The organism is Pseudomonas viridiflava, from assembly GCF_900602065.1.
Classification (GTDB): Bacteria; Pseudomonadota; Gammaproteobacteria; order Pseudomonadales; family Pseudomonadaceae; genus Aquipseudomonas.
Genome location: NZ_UWFN01000350.1, coordinates 324188 through 339000 on the forward strand (window position 1 = coordinate 324188; position 14813 = coordinate 339000).

Consider the following 14813-nt stretch of genomic DNA (forward strand, 5'->3'; position numbering starts at 1 on the left):
CCCGTTTGTTCTCCTCCAGACGTCGAACGCAACGCGCGACGTAGCAGAGCGACCCACATTTTCTTTACTCAGGTCCGGCCAGCATGACACGTACTACCTCCTCCGCTTCGCCAACCCAGCTACCCAGCCTGCCGCGTGCTTGGCGTGGTATCGCAGCACTGCTGCTGAGCCTGATGCTTGCTCCTGCTGCATTCGCTGGCCAGGCTGCTCCAGCCAGTCCGGCAACCTCGCCGGCTCCAGTCACCGCTCCGGCTACGACCACTGCGCCGTCGGCGGAAACCACTGCACCGGTTGCTCAGGACGGCGCGGCACCGGTTGAAGGCCCGGCGATCGTCGAGCCAGAGGATAACAGCCTGGGCATGTCCCATGACTTGTCGCCTTGGGGCATGTACCAGAATGCCGACATCATCGTTAAGGCCGTAATGATCGGCCTCGCGATTGCATCGATCATTACCTGGACTATCTGGATCGCCAAGGGTTTCGAATTGCTGGGCGCCAAGCGTCGCCTGCGTACTGAAATCGCCAACCTGAAAAAGGCTCGTACCCTGTCCGAAGCCAGTGAAACCGCTGCCAAAGAAGGCACGCTGGCTAATCTGCTGGTACATGACGCAATGGAAGAGATGCGTTTGTCGGTCAACAGCCGCGAACGTGAAGGTATCAAAGAGCGTGTGAGCTTCCGTCTCGAGCGTCTGGTTGCCGCTTGTGGTCGCAACATGAGCATGGGCACCGGCGTCCTCGCGACTATCGGTTCGACGGCTCCGTTCGTAGGTCTGTTCGGTACGGTATGGGGCATCATGAACAGCTTCATCGGCATCGCCAAAACCCAGACCACCAACCTCGCTGTTGTTGCGCCGGGTATCGCCGAAGCCTTGCTGGCTACCGCGTTGGGGCTGGTTGCGGCGATTCCGGCGGTGGTTATCTACAACGTCTTCGCCCGCTCCATTGCCGGTTACAAGGCACAGGTTTCCGACGCCTCGGCACAGGTTCTGCTGTTGGTCAGCCGTGATCTCGATCACCTGCCGACTGCTGACCGTACCCAGTCGCCACACATGGTCAAGGTGGGCTAAACCTTGGGCATGCATCTGAAGGAAGGCGACGACGATCTCGCCGAAAACCACGAAATCAACGTTACGCCGTTCATCGACGTCATGTTGGTACTGCTGATCATCTTCATGGTGGCAGCGCCTCTGGCGACGGTAGACATCAAAGTCGACCTGCCCGCCTCTACCGCCAAGCCGCAACCTCGGCCCGAGAAGCCCGTGTTCCTCAGCGTCAAGGCTGACCAGAGCGTGTATCTGGGGGACGACAAAGTTGCTCGTGAGCAATTGGGTCAGGTTCTCGACGTCCGGACCAAAGGCAAGAAGGACACTACGATCTTCTTCCAGGCCGATAAAGGTGTGGATTACGGCGACCTGATGGAAGTCATGAACGCTCTGCGCTCTGCGGGCTACCTCAAAGTCGGTCTGGTCGGTCTAGAGACGGTTGGTAAGAAATGATCAGTACGCGCCAAAAACTGACGCGCTATAGCGGTAGTCTGTTGTTGGTGCTGGCCGTGCATGCCATCGCAATCGTGGTCGCGCTTCGTTGGCCTGCATCCCAGGCTATCGAGCTACCTCCTGCGGCCATGATGGTTGAGTTGGCACCTGAGCCAGAACCAGCACCGCCGCCACCGCCGCAAGTGGTTCAGCCGCCTCAGCCTCCAGCACCCGAGGAAGAAATCATTCCCAAGGTAGCGGAAGTCGAGAAGGCGGAAATCGCCGTGCCCAAGCCGGTGGTCAAGCCAAAGCCCAAGCCGCAGCCGCCCAAACCGGTTAAAAAGCCTGAGCCGCCGCAGGATCTGCCAGCCGACGAAAAACAGGTCGATACACCGCCGACGACGGCCAAGGTCGAGAAATCGGCTGCGCCAACGCCACCAAGTCAGCCTGCGCCGCCAAGTACGGCATTGCCTAGCTGGCAGAGCGATCTGCTGAAGCATCTGGCCAAGTTTAAAAAATACCCGGAGCAAGCTCGCCGTAGTGGTACGCAAGGGGTTGCCCGTATGCGTTTTGTGGTCGATGCGGATGGCAACGTGCTGTCGTACTCGATTGCCAGTAGTTCGGGCAGTCCGGCACTCGACAGGGCCACCATGGAGATGATCCGTCGTGCTCAGCCGTTGCCGAAACCACCAGCGGAAACATTGAACAACGGCACCATTGAGATCCTGGCACCGTTCGTTTACTCGCTGGACAGACGCTAAGTCGCAATTTTGATACAACGCAGTCACTTGATAACGTGCGTCTATCGATTGCAGCCGCTATGCTGGGGCCGCAACTTCATGGACGCACGTTATGACTCTCACAGAATTGCGCTACATCGTTACCCTCGCTCAGGAACAGCACTTCGGTCATGCCGCTGAGCGCTGCCATGTCAGCCAGCCGACGTTGTCGGTAGGCGTGAAAAAGCTGGAAGATGAACTGGGTGTGCTTATCTTCGAGCGCAGCAAGAGTGCCGTGCGTCTAACGCCAGTCGGTGAAGGCATCGTCGCTCAAGCGCAAAAGGTTCTGGAGCAGGCCCAGGGCATTCGCGAGCTGGCCCAGGCAGGTAAGAACCAACTGACCGCGCCGCTCAAGGTCGGTGCCATCTACACCGTTGGCCCTTACCTGTTCCCGCATTTGATTCCGCAACTGCACCGGGTCGCCCCGCAGATGCCGTTGTACATCGAAGAAAACTTCACACATGTACTGCGCGACAAGCTGCGTAATGGCGAGCTGGACGCAATTATCATTGCGTTGCCGTTCAACGAAGCCGACGTGCTGACCATGCAGCTTTATGACGAGCCGTTCTACGTCCTGATGCCTGCCGATCACCCGTGGACCCAGAAAGAAACCATCGACGCCTCTGCGCTCAACGACAAGAGCCTGTTGCTGCTGGGTGAAGGTCATTGCTTCCGTGATCAGGTGCTGGAAGCTTGCCCGACCCTGACCAAGGGCAGCGAAGGGGCCAAGCACACCACCGTCGAGTCCAGCTCCCTGGAGACCATTCGCCACATGGTGGCTTCCGGTCTGGGGATCTCGATCCTGCCGATGTCGGCAGTGGACAGCCATCATTACGCGCCTGGCGTGATTGAAGTTCGTCCGCTGACCCCGCCGGTGCCGTTCCGTACGGTAGCGATTGCATGGCGCGCCAGCTTCCCGCGGCCCAAGGCGATTGAAATCCTCGCTGACTCCGTGCGTTTGTGCTCTGTGGCACGTCCGAAAACCGAAGCGAGCTGAGTGGCCTGATGAGCGAGTTGTCTCAAGTCTCGGTCACCGCGCTCAAGGGCGTTGGCGAGGCCATGGCCGAGAAGCTCGCCAAGGTCGGGCTGGAAAATCTGCAGGACGTGTTGTTTCACTTGCCGTTGCGTTATCAAGACCGTACCCGCGTTGTGCCCATAGGGCAATTGCGTCCTGGGCAGGATGCCGTAATCGAAGGCACGGTCAGTGGCGCTGATGTGGTCATGGGCAAGCGTCGCAGTCTGTTGGTGCGTCTGAACGACGGTACCGGAAGCCTGAGCCTGCGTTTTTATCACTTCAGCAACGCGCAGAAGGACGCGCTCAAGCGCGGGACTCATATCCGCTGTTTTGGTGAGGCACGGCCGGGTGCGTCAGGTCTGGAAATTTACCATCCGGAATACCGTGCGCTGACCGGCAGCGAGCCTGCGCCTGTTGAGCAAACGCTCACGCCGATCTATCCCACAACCGAAGGTCTGACCCAGCAACGCTTGCGTCAGCTCAGTCAGCAAACCCTGACGATGCTCGGGCCAAAAAGCCTGCCCGATTGGTTGCCGGAAGAACTTGCGCGGGATTATCAGCTTGCTCCGCTGGATGATGCGATCCGCTACCTGCATCACCCGCCGGCTGATGCCGATGTTGAAGAACTCGCGTTGGGACACCACTGGGCGCAGCACCGGTTGGCGTTTGAAGAGCTTCTGACCCATCAATTGTCCCAGCAACGCTTGCGCGAAAGCCTGCGCTCGCAAAGGGCTCCGGCGTTACCGGTGGCTAAAAAACTGCCAAAGCAGTTTCTTGCCAACCTCGGTTTCGCACCTACCGGGGCACAGCAGCGTGTGGGCAAGGAAGTTGCTTACGATTTGAGTCAGCCCGAGCCGATGCTGCGTTTGATTCAGGGCGATGTTGGGGCCGGTAAAACCGTTGTGGCCGCCCTCGCCGCCCTGCAGGCGCTGGAGGCCGGTTACCAGGTGGCGTTGATGGCGCCGACCGAAATTCTTGCCGAACAACACTACATTAATTTCAAGCGCTGGCTGGAGCCGCTCGGCATCGAAACCGCCTGGCTGGCTGGCAAGCTCAAAGGCAAGGCCCGCGCCGCGTCGCTTGAACAGATCGCGGGTGGGACGCCAATGGTTGTAGGCACCCACGCGTTGTTTCAGGACGAAGTGCAGTTCAAGAATCTTGCACTGGTGATCATCGACGAACAGCACCGCTTTGGTGTGCAACAGCGTCTGGCGCTACGCAAAAAAGGTGTTGGCGGCCTGATGTGCCCGCATCAACTGATCATGACGGCTACACCGATTCCGCGCACGTTGGCGATGAGCGCGTATGCGGATCTGGATACGTCGATTCTCGACGAACTGCCGCCCGGACGTACTCCGGTCAATACCGTGCTGGTGGTAGATACCCGGCGCATCGAAGTGATTGAGCGGGTGCGGGCTGCCTGCGCGGAAGGTCGTCAGACGTATTGGGTCTGCACCTTGATCGAGGAGTCCGAAGAGCTGACGTGTCAGGCGGCGGAAACGTCTTTTGAAGAATTGACCAGTGCGCTGGGTGAGTTCCGTGTGGGCTTGATCCACGGACGCATGAAGCCTGCCGAGAAGGCAGCGGTCATGGCCGAGTTCAAGCAGGGCGCGCTGCAGCTGCTGGTGGCGACGACGGTGATTGAAGTCGGTGTCGACGTTCCCAACGCCAGCTTGATGATTATCGAAAACCCCGAGCGTCTTGGGCTGGCGCAGTTGCACCAGCTCCGTGGTCGCGTGGGCCGTGGCAGTGCCGTCAGCCACTGCGTACTGCTTTACCATCCGCCGCTGTCGCAAATAGGTCGCCAGCGCTTGGGCATCATGCGTGAAACCAACGATGGCTTTGTGATTGCCGAGAAGGATCTGGAGTTGCGCGGGCCCGGCGAGATGCTCGGTACCCGGCAAACCGGACTGCTGCAGTTCAAAGTCGCGGATCTGATGCGCGATGCCGACCTGCTACCAGCCGTACGTGACGCTGCTCAGGCCTTGCTTGAGCGGTGGCCGCAGCACGTCAGTCCGCTGCTGGAGCGATGGCTTCGTCACGGACAGCAATACGGTCAGGTGTGATGCATGTCGTCGCTTTGATGATCGCATCACACCCGAAACAGCCAAGCTGGTTATACTTCAGCGACTGTAAGAATTTGGATACCCGCCATGACAGAAGTTGCCCACGTCGATGAAGCGCCGCATGCCCCCTCCGTCATTCGGCAGTTGCTTGGCAAACTAGCAATCGGCTACCGCGAAGTGGATGAGTCCCCGCATCTGCCCGCAGCACGTATCGTCCAGGCGGTACTGGTCGAGGACGCTGTCGGCGCACTTCTGATCCTGTTTCCGCAAAGTCAGTTGCTGGACCTTAGCCGCATCACCGAGCTAACCGGTCGCAAACTGGTCGCCGTGTCTCACACGCGCATGCTGAAGATGCTGGCCAAGCACAGCCTGCATGTATTACCAGGTCTGCCTGCGTTGACCAGTTCGCCTTGCCTGTATGACGATCGTCTGTTGCAGGAACCGTCAGTGTTGATCGGCTCGGGCGAGCCCGGGATTTTGCTGGAAATCAGCAGCGAAGATTTCAAATCCATGTTGAGCAAAGCCAGCGCTGCGCATTTTGGCGAGTTGCTGAGCACGATTCATCCAAACCTCGATCGTCCCGATGATGATCGCGAAGAGATTACCCAGGCCATGCACGCCTTCACGGCGCGCCGCATTCAGCAGCGTCTTGAAGCGACTCTGGAAATCCCGCCGCTGGCGGAAACCGCGCAGAAGATCATCAAACTGCGTGTCGACCCTGACGCGACCATTGATGACATCACTGGGGTGGTCGAGACTGATCCGGCCCTGGCGGCACAGGTTGTGAGCTGGGCCGCATCGCCTTACTACGCGTCCACCGGCAAGATCCGCTCGGTTGAAGATGCCATCGTCCGTGTTCTGGGGTTCGATCTGGTGATCAATCTGGCGCTGGGCCTTGCACTGGGCAAAACCCTCAGTCTGCCCAAGGATCACCCGCAACAGACCACGCCTTACTGGCAGCAGTCGATTTATACCGCTGCGGTTATTGAGGGGCTGACTCGCGCAATGCCTCGGGCACAGCGCCCTGAGGCGGGCCTGACGTATCTGGCCGGGTTGCTGCACAACTTCGGCTACCTGTTGTTGGCCCATGTGTTCCCGCCGCATTTCTCGTTGATCTGCCGGCAGCTGGAAGTTAACCCTCACTTGCACCACAGCTATGTGGAGCAACATTTGCTGGGCATCAGTCGTGAGCAGATGGGGTCCTGGTTGATGCGCTACTGGGACATGCCTGATGAGTTGTGCACAGCCTTGCGCTTCCAGCACGACCCGACTTATGACGGTGAGCACAGCGCTTACGCCAATCTGGTTTACCTCTCGGTACGTCTGTTGCGCCAGAACGGCATTGGCTCGGGACCTAAAGAAGATATCCCGGACGAGCTCTTCGCCCGCTTGAGCCTGAGCCGGGAAAAGGCTGAAGAGTCAGTGCGCAAGGTGCTGGAAGCAGAAGTGCTATTGCGGGAACTGGCTTCGCAGTTTTCTAGCTGATTATTGGAGCGAGGCTTGCCCGCGAATCAAACGACGCGGTATAGCTGGCAAACCGCGTTACCGTTCTTCGCGGGCAAGCCTCGCTCCAACAGGTTCTTGTCAAACCGTTTCCTGCGCCTCCCCCGGCAACTGCTCATCCAGGTGCAGCCACGGCAAGCGGTTGTCCGTCCAGATGTGACGATCGGCAGGGGCAAGCTCCGGTTGGTCAAAAGTGGCCACCGTGACGTCTATGTCCTCCGGGCTGTTGCGCGAAAATAATGCCAGCTGGGCGCCGCAGTTATTGCAGAAATAACGCACACAGGTCGGGCCTGAGTCGTAGGTCGCCGGGCTGCCCTCGGTCCATTCGAATGACGTCACAGGTACTGAAATCCAGGTCATGACAATCCCGCCCGAGGTGCGTCGGCAGATTGAGCAATGGCAATGGGCGATGTCCTGCAGCGGTGCATCAAACTGATAACGCAGATTGCCGCAATGGCATCCGCCGGTAGTGATCTGGCCCATATCCCTTTTCCTTTGTTCTAGACGTGCTGATGAACTTCTGACCGTTCAGGCTCGCATTCGTCATCAAAAACTAACGCTCAAAGGTTTCAGCGGCGAAAGCTGAATGAAAGCTTGGCCGATTAGCATCCACCCACCGCCGGCAATAGACCGGTCAGCCACATGTGCGTTTCACAACGTACAAAGGCCCAGTTAACAACAACAAATGGTGACCCTGATGTGCTCTAGTGCCCTGCTGCATTCCCCGCTTTCGCCCCTACTCCATGCGCCGCTCTTCTTGAGCTGATTCGCCCTTCGCCTTAGCCAATCGCGTACCGCCTGGAGTATTTACTATGTTGACCTTCCTTGGCTTTGCCATGGTGATTGCTTTCATGTACCTGATCATGAGCAAGCGCCTTTCCGCGCTGATTGCTCTGATTCTGGTACCGATCCTGTTTGCCATTTTCGGCGGTTTCGCTACCGAAATCGGCCCGATGATGCTGGCCGGTATCACCAAGCTCGCGCCGACTGGCGTGATGCTGATGTTCGCCATTCTGTACTTCGCCTTGATGATCGACTCGGGTCTGTTCGACCCGGCCGTGCGTCAGATTCTGAGGTGGGTCAAAGGCGACCCGATGAAAGTATCGGTGGGTACTGCGGTGCTGGCACTGGTGGTTTCTCTGGACGGTGACGGCGCAACGACTTACATGATCTGCGTCGCAGCGATGCTGCCGTTGTACAGTCGCATCGGTATGAGCCCACGCATCATGGCCGGCCTGATCATTCTGGCGGGCGGCATCATGAACATGACCCCATGGGGTGGGCCGACCGCCCGTGCGGCCAGTGCATTGCATGTGGAAGCATCCGATATTTTCGTACCGATGATTCCGGCCATGTTCGCCGGGGTGGTTGCACTTCTGCTGATTGCTTACTTCTATGGCAAGCGTGAGCGCGCTCGTTTGGGCGAACTGCATCTGCAGGGCGATGAAGCCGATCACAGCGAAATCAGTGTTTCGCAGTTTCCGGATGCTCGTCGTCCGAAGATGATCTGGTTCAACGGTGCGCTGACACTGGTGCTGATGATCTCGCTGATCATGAGCCTGTTGCCGTTGCCAGTGCTGTTCATGATCGCCTTCAGTATCGCAATGATCATCAACTACCCGAACATGCAGGATCAGAAAGACCGTGTGGCGGCTCACGCTGGTAGCGTTCTGTCAGTGGTTGGTTTGATCTTCGCTGCGGGTATCTTCACCGGCATTCTGACCGGTACCGGCATGGTTGATGCCATGTCCAAGAGCCTGTTGGCAGTAATTCCGGACGCCATGGGCCCGTACCTTGCGGTCATTACTGCATTGGTCAGCATGCCGTTTACCTTCTTCATGTCCAACGACGCGTTCTACTTCGGCGTGTTGCCGGTACTGACTGAGGCGGCTGCTCACTACGGTATTTCGCCGGTGGAAATGGCCCGCGCTTCGATCGTGGGTCAGCCGGTTCACCTGCTCAGCCCGCTGGTTCCATCGACTTACCTGCTGGTCGCCCTGGCCGGTATCGAATTCGGTGACCACCAGCGCTTCACCTTGAAGTGGGCAGTTCTGGTTTGCCTGTGCATAATGGTTGCCGCTTTGCTGATGGGGATCTTTCCTCTCTACAGCAGTCTATAAAGTCGGCTCACTTGTTTTGCGGCCCATGTCCCGGTCTTCACCGTCGGGCCTGGGCCGCAAAAGTTTAAACGCTCAAAGGATTACAAAATGGAATGGCTGACCAGTCCTGAAATATGGATTGCTTTCTTCACCCTGACTGCCCTGGAAATCGTTCTGGGCATCGATAACATCATCATGATCTCGATCCTGGTCAGCCGCATGCCTAAACACATGCAGGCGCGCACCCGGATTTTCGGCCTGGCGCTGGCCATGGTCACGCGCATCCTGTTGCTGCTGTCGATCACGTGGGTCATGCGTCTGACCGCTGATTTGTTCGTCGTGATGGGCCAGGGCATTTCGGGCCGCGACCTGATTCTGTTCTTCGGTGGTCTGTTCCTCCTGTGGAAGAGCTCGCAAGAGATCTACCACGGTCTGGAAGGCGAAGAAGAGTCTGCGGACGAGCCAGGTGGCAAGGGTGGCAAGTTCATCTACACCATCATCCAGATCGCGATCATCGACATCGTGTTCTCGCTGGACTCGGTGATCACTGCTGTCGGCATGGTTTCCCACGTGCCGGTCATGGTTGCCGCGATTGTGGTTGCCGTGCTGGTGATGATGTTGTGCGCTGGCACCATCAGCGACTTCATCGAGAAGCACCCATCGCTCAAGATGCTGGCGCTGTCGTTCCTGATCGTCGTCGGTACCGTATTGATCGCCGAAGCGTTCGACGTGCATGTGCCTAAAGGCTACGTCTACTTCGCGATGGCTTTCTCCCTTGCTGTTGAAGCGATCAACATCAAGATGCGCATCGCGCACGCCAAGAAGAAAGCGCAAAGCGAGCCAGTAAAACTGCGTAAAGACATCCCGGGGCAGTAAACCGGTGTGTTGTTAAAAAACGGGGCGCAGTGATGCGCCCCGTTTTTTTTGGCCTGAGGCCGCAAATCGTGCGGGGAAATGCAGTCTTTGCGGGAAACTTCATGTTGGCCTGTAAACCCAATTCCTGTGGGAGCGAATTCATTCGCGAAGAGGCAATTGCCAGTGATAAATCTTCATCGGATGCACCGGCCTATTCGCGAATAAATTCGCGCCCCCGGGGGATTGGGTTTGGCAGCATGTAAATGTAGATGGCTGATTTATTACAGATTTGTTTCAATGGGCTGGCGCGATGCAGTGCTGGCATTTAAGCCAAAGGCCGACTAAAGGTTAGTGAAGCCATTACGCGCGTCATTCGCTGGACCTTCAATTCATTGCCCGCATGGGCACAGCTCAGGGGGCTTTCCGTATGCTGACCCTGCTCGATTTGCTTTCGGCCGTGGCCTTGCTGATCTGGGGCACTCACATTGTTCGTACCGGCATTCTGCGCGTGTACGGCGCGCAGTTGCGTCAGGTCATCAGCCAGAACATGTCCAGGCGTCCGCTGGCGTTCATCGCCGGGATCCTGGTAACTGCAGTGGTGCAAAGCAGCAATGCTACCGCTATGTTGGTGACTTCATTTGTCGGTCAGGGCCTGATGGCGCTGACCCCTGCTCTGGCGATCATGCTGGGCGCGGATGTCGGTACCGCGTTGATGTCGCGCGTTCTGACGTTCGATTTGTCCTGGCTGTCGCCACTGCTGATTTTCCTCGGCGTGGTTTTCTTCCTGTCACGCAAGCAAACCCGCCTGGGCCAACTCGGCCGTGTTGCTATTGGCCTTGGGCTGATTGTGCTGGCGCTGCAATTGATCGTCACCGCTGCTGCGCCAATCACGCAAAACGCGGGCGTTAAAGTGCTGTTCGCTTCGTTAACCGGTGATTTGCTGCTGGATGCGCTGGTTGGCGCGTTGTTCGCCATGATCTCCTACTCAAGCCTTGCCGCCGTTCTGCTGACCGCAACGCTGGCTGGCGCTGAGATCATCAGTCTGCCGGTTGCTATCGGTCTGGTAATCGGCGCGAACATCGGCAGCGGCATGCTGGCATTCCTCAGTACCAGTATGCAGAACGTGGCCGGTCGCCAGGTGGCGCTGGGCAGCTTGCTGTACAAGTTGTTTGGCTTGCTGCTGGTTATTCCGGTGCTTGATCCGCTGGTGCACTGGATCGACAGCCTGGGCTTCAGCCCGCAAGACATGGTCATTGGCTTTCACCTGATCTACAACACCGCGCGCTGCCTGATCATGTTGCCCACGGTCGGTCCAATGGCGCGTCTGTGTTCGGTCATCTTGCCTGAGCGTCCGGAGGTCAACGGCTTGGCCAAACCGCGTCATCTGGACCTGACCGCGCTTTCTACACCCAGCCTGGCACTGGCCAACGCGGTGCGGGAAACCCTGCGCATGGGCGACCTGATTGAAGGCATGCTCGGCTCGATGCTGGAAGTGTTGCGCGGTACGCAAACGTCCATGACTCAGGAAATGCGGCGTCTTAACGACGATGTCGAGGCGCTGTACAGCGCAATCAAACTGTATCTGGCGCAGATGCCCCGGGAAGACCTCGGCGAGCAAGACAACCGGCGCTGGGCGGAAATTATCGAACTGACGATCAACCTGGAGCTGGCTGCCGGTTTGATCGAACGCATGCTGCGTAAAATCCAGCAGCAGAAAACCTCCCAACGTCGTTCGTTTTCCGAGGTCGGGCTGGAAGAGCTGGCGGGCCTGCAGTCCCAGTTGTTATCCAACTTGCGGCTAGGCCTGTCGGTGTTTCTCAGTAGCGATCCGGAAAGCGCCCGGCAGTTGTTGCGTGAGAAACGCCGCTTCCGGGCACAGGAGCGACGTCTGGCCCACGCGCACGTCAGCCGGTTGCAGCGCAAAGTCGTGCAGAGTCTTGAAACCAGCTCGCTGCACCTTGAGCTGATTGCCGACATGAAGCGTCTCAACTCGCTGTTCTGCAGCAGTGCCTATGCGGTACTGGAAACTGCCGACACCGGTGCCCTGTCCAGCGAAAGCGAGCCTGAGCAGTCAGCGTAAAAGACGGGATGTGAACGTACCGGGCACATCGAAGTCTGTTAGACATACCGATCCGCAAGGAAGCAATGTTTTATGCGTTGCCTGCTGTTCGCTTGTCTGTTTTTGATCGCACTGCCTTCATCTGCTCTCGACCGTTTTCAGGTTGAGGGCTACCTGTTGCCCAATGGCCTGCAATTGCTGCTCAAGCCTGGCTATGAGAAAGGCCATGTGGCGATTCGCCTTGTAGTCGGCATAGGCTTTGATGACTTTCCTTGCGAAGACAAAGAGCTGCCGCATCTGCTGGAGCACTTGCTGTTCAGCGGTGTTGACGATACAGGCGAAGGAGGGCTGGAAGAGCGCATGCAGGCGCTGGGGGGCGACTGGAACGCGTTCACCAGCAATACCGATACCACGTTCGTGATCGAAGCCCCGGCGCAAAACCAGCGCAAGGTGCTGGACCTGTTACTGGAGGTGCTGACCAAGACGCACTTCGATCAGCCAGATCTGGATACGGTGAAACGTATCGTCGAGCGTGAGGACGGCGGCCATTACTCGCACCTGCAACGCTGGCTTGACCGCAAGGACCTGGGCCATGGCGCCAGCAGCCAGCTGGCCGTGGAAATGGGCCTCAAATGTGCCGAGCGCCCGCAAGTCGATCACATCACTCTGGAACAGGTTCAAGAGGTTTTCAGTTCCTGGTATGCGCCCAACAACATGACGCTGATCATGGTGGGCGACCTGGATCGGCTGCTGCCTGGCTATCTGGAGCGTACGTTTGGTGAACTGGACGCGCTCGACCCCATAGAGCACCCGCCCTTGGCCGAGGCCAATGACAATGCCGAGAAAGACCGCACGTTGATTCGCGGCGCATTGGGCGACGCCGCGCGGCTGCATTTGATTTTCAATGAACCGTTGCTAGACGATCAGCACGATGAAACGCTGGAGCTGGTCAGCGACTATCTCGAGTGGGCGCTCTACAGCGACCTTCGACTCAAGCATGGTTTGTCCTACGGGCCGTGGGTCGACCGGGAAGTGTTTGGTGGCAGCGGCTTCATGAGCCTGAATGCCGATCTTGAGCGCGATGACGTTGATCAGGCCAAGGAAGACATCCGCGTCATGCTTGAGCGTCTGCAGGCCGATGGCCTTGATCCGGCGGCATTCGCCCGTATCAAGCAAGCGACCATCGCCAAACAGGCGTGGGCCGTACAGGGCAACAGCGCGTTGGCGGACTATTATTGGGGCGCGCTCAACGATTACGAGAAAGGCCGGTTTGCAGATCCGTCCAAGCGTTACAAAGCGGTTAGCCTGGACAACGCCAACCGCGCTCTGCGTGAGTTACTCAAACAGAAGAGCTACTGGCGCACTGAACAGCCGCTGCTGAGCTATGACGGGCTGTTCTGGTTGACGGCGGCAGTGGCGGGCATTCTGGTGCTGTTGGCTGGATGGCGTGTTAACAGCTATCGTCGCAAACGCCGATGATCATTCAGGTTGGAATCCTGCTTTTGTGGGAGCCGAGCTTGGTCTGGGCGGCATTCCGACGATAAACAATAACGCGGTATGTCGTCTAGCTGCGTCTCATGTATCGCGGGCAAGCACCGCTCCCACAGGGACTGGTGTTCGCCGTGCCACCGGCGCAGCTCCTGAGAGAGCAGTATCAAAACACCGAACAATGAATTCACTGGCAGCACTGTTATCCTGCTGACCCTTTTTCCAGCCACCAAGTGAATCGCCGAAATGCCCCAATGGAAATCCCTGATCGTCCGCATCGTTGAACTGATGAAGCGTTATCCAGGGCTGATTGCGGCGGGTGGTTTCATCTCGGGTATCGCCAGCTTCATCCTCGTGGACCGCCAGGAAGGGCTGGCGACCTGGATTGCCGTGGTGATGCTGCTCAGCTGGCTGTGGCTGATGGTCGAAAGCAGCGCCATGGTGCTGTTCACCAAAGTCTTCAAGCGTCAGATCCCTGCCGGATTACTGCGTTATGGCACGCAGATGATCCACCAGGAGAGTCTGTTCTTCGTCCTGCCGTTCTTTTTCATCACCACCACATGGAACAGCGCCCAGGCGATTTTTACCGGAATGCTGGGGGCGGCAGGGCTGATTTCCATCATTGATCCGCTGTACTACAAATGGCTCGCCCCCCGGCGCTGGCTATTCATGGCCTTGCACACGCTGACGTTGTTCGCGGCATTGCTGACCGCGCTCCCGATTATCCTGCACTTGACCACAGCCGAGAGTTACAAACTGTCGCTGGGCATCGCCATGCTGCTGTCATTCCCCAGCCTGATATCGAGTTTCCCGGTTAATAGCTGGCGTCGCGGGGTAGGGGTGGTCGTTACCATTCTGGTTATAGGCGGCGCCGGCTGGCTGCTACGTTCCTGGGTACCACCGGCAACCTTGTGGCTGACCGAAGTAGCCGTGAGTACCGAGTTTGATAACAAAAACCGTACGCCTGGCGATAGCGTCACTGAAGTGAGCGCCAATCAGGTACGCAGCAGTGGTTTATATGCTTACACCTCGATCAATGCGCCGCGTGGTCTGGATGAGCGCATTTATCACGTGTGGCGGCACAACGGCAAAGAGGTCGATCGCATCGCGCTGGATATCCATGGCGGTCGCAAGGAAGGCTACCGGGCATGGACTCACAAGCGTAATTTCCCGCAGGACGCTGTCGGCAAATGGCAGGTAAGGGTGCTGACTGAAGACGGGCAGATGATTGGTGTGCTGCGCTTTGAAGTCACCGAGGCTGATCAGCCCGCCGTCACTCGACCGGGCGGTCGGATCATCCGTCTCAAGCCGGGTGGTGATGACAGCGGCAGCGATAAAGATCAAGCCGCTCCGCAACGTTCAGAGCCGGAGGTCAAGCAACCTGAGGCCGCTCAACCTGAAGCGGCTCAGCCCGAGGCGGCAGAGCCTGACGCGAAACCAGAGGCTGCCGAGCCTGCGGCCGAGCAGCCTTAAG

At 58.1% G+C, this 14813-nt stretch carries 12 protein-coding genes; 11 read left to right on the forward strand and 1 reads right to left on the reverse strand.

The window, feature by feature from the left end:
- The first annotated feature begins 83 nt into the window (after positions 1–83).
- The 6 genes from exbB to EE949_RS28545 all read left to right on the forward strand — a co-directional run bounded on the left by exbB (position 84) and on the right by EE949_RS28545 (position 6820).
- Positions 84–1067, forward strand: coding sequence for a tonB-system energizer ExbB (gene exbB, locus EE949_RS28520; RefSeq protein ID WP_122667338.1), 984 nt, complete (start codon positions 84–86; stop codon positions 1065–1067).
- 3 nt (positions 1068–1070) lie between these two features.
- Positions 1071–1496 carry a TonB system transport protein ExbD gene (gene exbD, locus EE949_RS28525; protein WP_122667339.1) on the forward strand — a complete coding sequence of 142 codons (426 nt, stop codon included), beginning with the start codon at positions 1071–1073 and terminating at the stop codon, positions 1494–1496.
- Positions 1493–2236: an energy transducer TonB gene (locus tag EE949_RS28530; protein ID WP_122667340.1), complete on the forward strand. Its 744-nt coding sequence runs from the start codon at positions 1493–1495 to the stop codon at positions 2234–2236. The genes exbD and EE949_RS28530 overlap by 4 nt, the downstream gene beginning before the upstream one ends.
- A gap of 91 nt (positions 2237–2327) precedes the next feature.
- Positions 2328–3251 (forward strand): hydrogen peroxide-inducible genes activator, encoded by a 924-nt coding sequence (locus EE949_RS28535; RefSeq protein WP_122667341.1) that lies wholly within the window; start codon positions 2328–2330, stop codon positions 3249–3251.
- A gap of 8 nt (positions 3252–3259) precedes the next feature.
- Entirely contained in the window at positions 3260–5335 is a 2076-nt protein-coding gene (recG, locus tag EE949_RS28540; protein WP_122667342.1) for an ATP-dependent DNA helicase RecG, read from the forward strand.
- A gap of 87 nt (positions 5336–5422) precedes the next feature.
- Positions 5423–6820 (forward strand): aminoacyl-tRNA deacylase and HDOD domain-containing protein, encoded by a 1398-nt coding sequence (locus tag EE949_RS28545; RefSeq protein WP_122667343.1) that lies wholly within the window; start codon positions 5423–5425, stop codon positions 6818–6820.
- 99 nt (positions 6821–6919) lie between these two features.
- Here EE949_RS28545 and EE949_RS28550 read toward each other — a convergent pair whose 3' ends face one another.
- Positions 6920–7321, reverse strand: a complete 402-nt coding sequence (locus tag EE949_RS28550) for a GFA family protein (RefSeq protein ID WP_122667344.1) — start codon at positions 7319–7321, stop codon at positions 6920–6922.
- Positions 7322–7650: 329 nt separating this feature from the next.
- On the opposite strand from EE949_RS28550, the gene EE949_RS28555 reads away from it, so the two are divergent.
- The 5 genes from EE949_RS28555 (at position 7651) to EE949_RS28575 (ending at position 14812) form a co-directional block, all read left to right on the forward strand.
- Positions 7651–8958 carry a CitMHS family transporter gene (locus tag EE949_RS28555; RefSeq protein ID WP_122667345.1) on the forward strand — a complete coding sequence of 436 codons (1308 nt, stop codon included), beginning with the start codon at positions 7651–7653 and terminating at the stop codon, positions 8956–8958.
- 87 nt (positions 8959–9045) lie between these two features.
- Entirely contained in the window at positions 9046–9813 is a 768-nt protein-coding gene (locus EE949_RS28560; protein WP_122667346.1) for a TerC family protein, read from the forward strand.
- 406 nt (positions 9814–10219) lie between these two features.
- Positions 10220–11872, forward strand: a complete 1653-nt coding sequence (locus EE949_RS28565) for a Na/Pi cotransporter family protein (protein WP_122667347.1) — start codon at positions 10220–10222, stop codon at positions 11870–11872.
- 72 nt (positions 11873–11944) lie between these two features.
- Positions 11945–13330: a M16 family metallopeptidase gene (locus EE949_RS28570; RefSeq protein WP_122667348.1), complete on the forward strand. Its 1386-nt coding sequence runs from the start codon at positions 11945–11947 to the stop codon at positions 13328–13330.
- Positions 13331–13585: 255 nt separating this feature from the next.
- Positions 13586–14812, forward strand: a complete 1227-nt coding sequence (locus EE949_RS28575; RefSeq protein ID WP_122667349.1) for a DUF5924 family protein — start codon at positions 13586–13588, stop codon at positions 14810–14812.
- The last annotated feature ends 1 nt before the right edge of the window (position 14813 follow it).

What these genes read in the sequence shown, in the direction of transcription:
- exbB (WP_122667338.1), top strand. Translation starts at nt 84, where the DNA reads ATGACACGTACTACCTCCTCCGCTTCGCCAACCCAGCTACCCAGCCTG.
- EE949_RS28530 (WP_122667340.1), top strand. Translation starts at nt 1,493, where the DNA reads ATGATCAGTACGCGCCAAAAACTGACGCGCTATAGCGGTAGTCTGTTG.
- EE949_RS28545 (WP_122667343.1), top strand. Translation starts at nt 5,423, where the DNA reads ATGACAGAAGTTGCCCACGTCGATGAAGCGCCGCATGCCCCCTCCGTC.
- recG (WP_122667342.1), top strand. Translation starts at nt 3,260, where the DNA reads ATGAGCGAGTTGTCTCAAGTCTCGGTCACCGCGCTCAAGGGCGTTGGC.
- EE949_RS28555 (WP_122667345.1), top strand. Translation starts at nt 7,651, where the DNA reads ATGTTGACCTTCCTTGGCTTTGCCATGGTGATTGCTTTCATGTACCTG.
- EE949_RS28575 (WP_122667349.1), top strand. Translation starts at nt 13,586, where the DNA reads ATGCCCCAATGGAAATCCCTGATCGTCCGCATCGTTGAACTGATGAAG.
- EE949_RS28570 (WP_122667348.1), top strand. Translation starts at nt 11,945, where the DNA reads ATGCGTTGCCTGCTGTTCGCTTGTCTGTTTTTGATCGCACTGCCTTCA.
- EE949_RS28535 (WP_122667341.1), top strand. Translation starts at nt 2,328, where the DNA reads ATGACTCTCACAGAATTGCGCTACATCGTTACCCTCGCTCAGGAACAG.
- EE949_RS28565 (WP_122667347.1), top strand. Translation starts at nt 10,220, where the DNA reads ATGCTGACCCTGCTCGATTTGCTTTCGGCCGTGGCCTTGCTGATCTGG.
- EE949_RS28560 (WP_122667346.1), top strand. Translation starts at nt 9,046, where the DNA reads ATGGAATGGCTGACCAGTCCTGAAATATGGATTGCTTTCTTCACCCTG.
- EE949_RS28550 (WP_122667344.1), bottom strand. Translation starts at nt 7,321, where the DNA reads ATGGGCCAGATCACTACCGGCGGATGCCATTGCGGCAATCTGCGTTAT.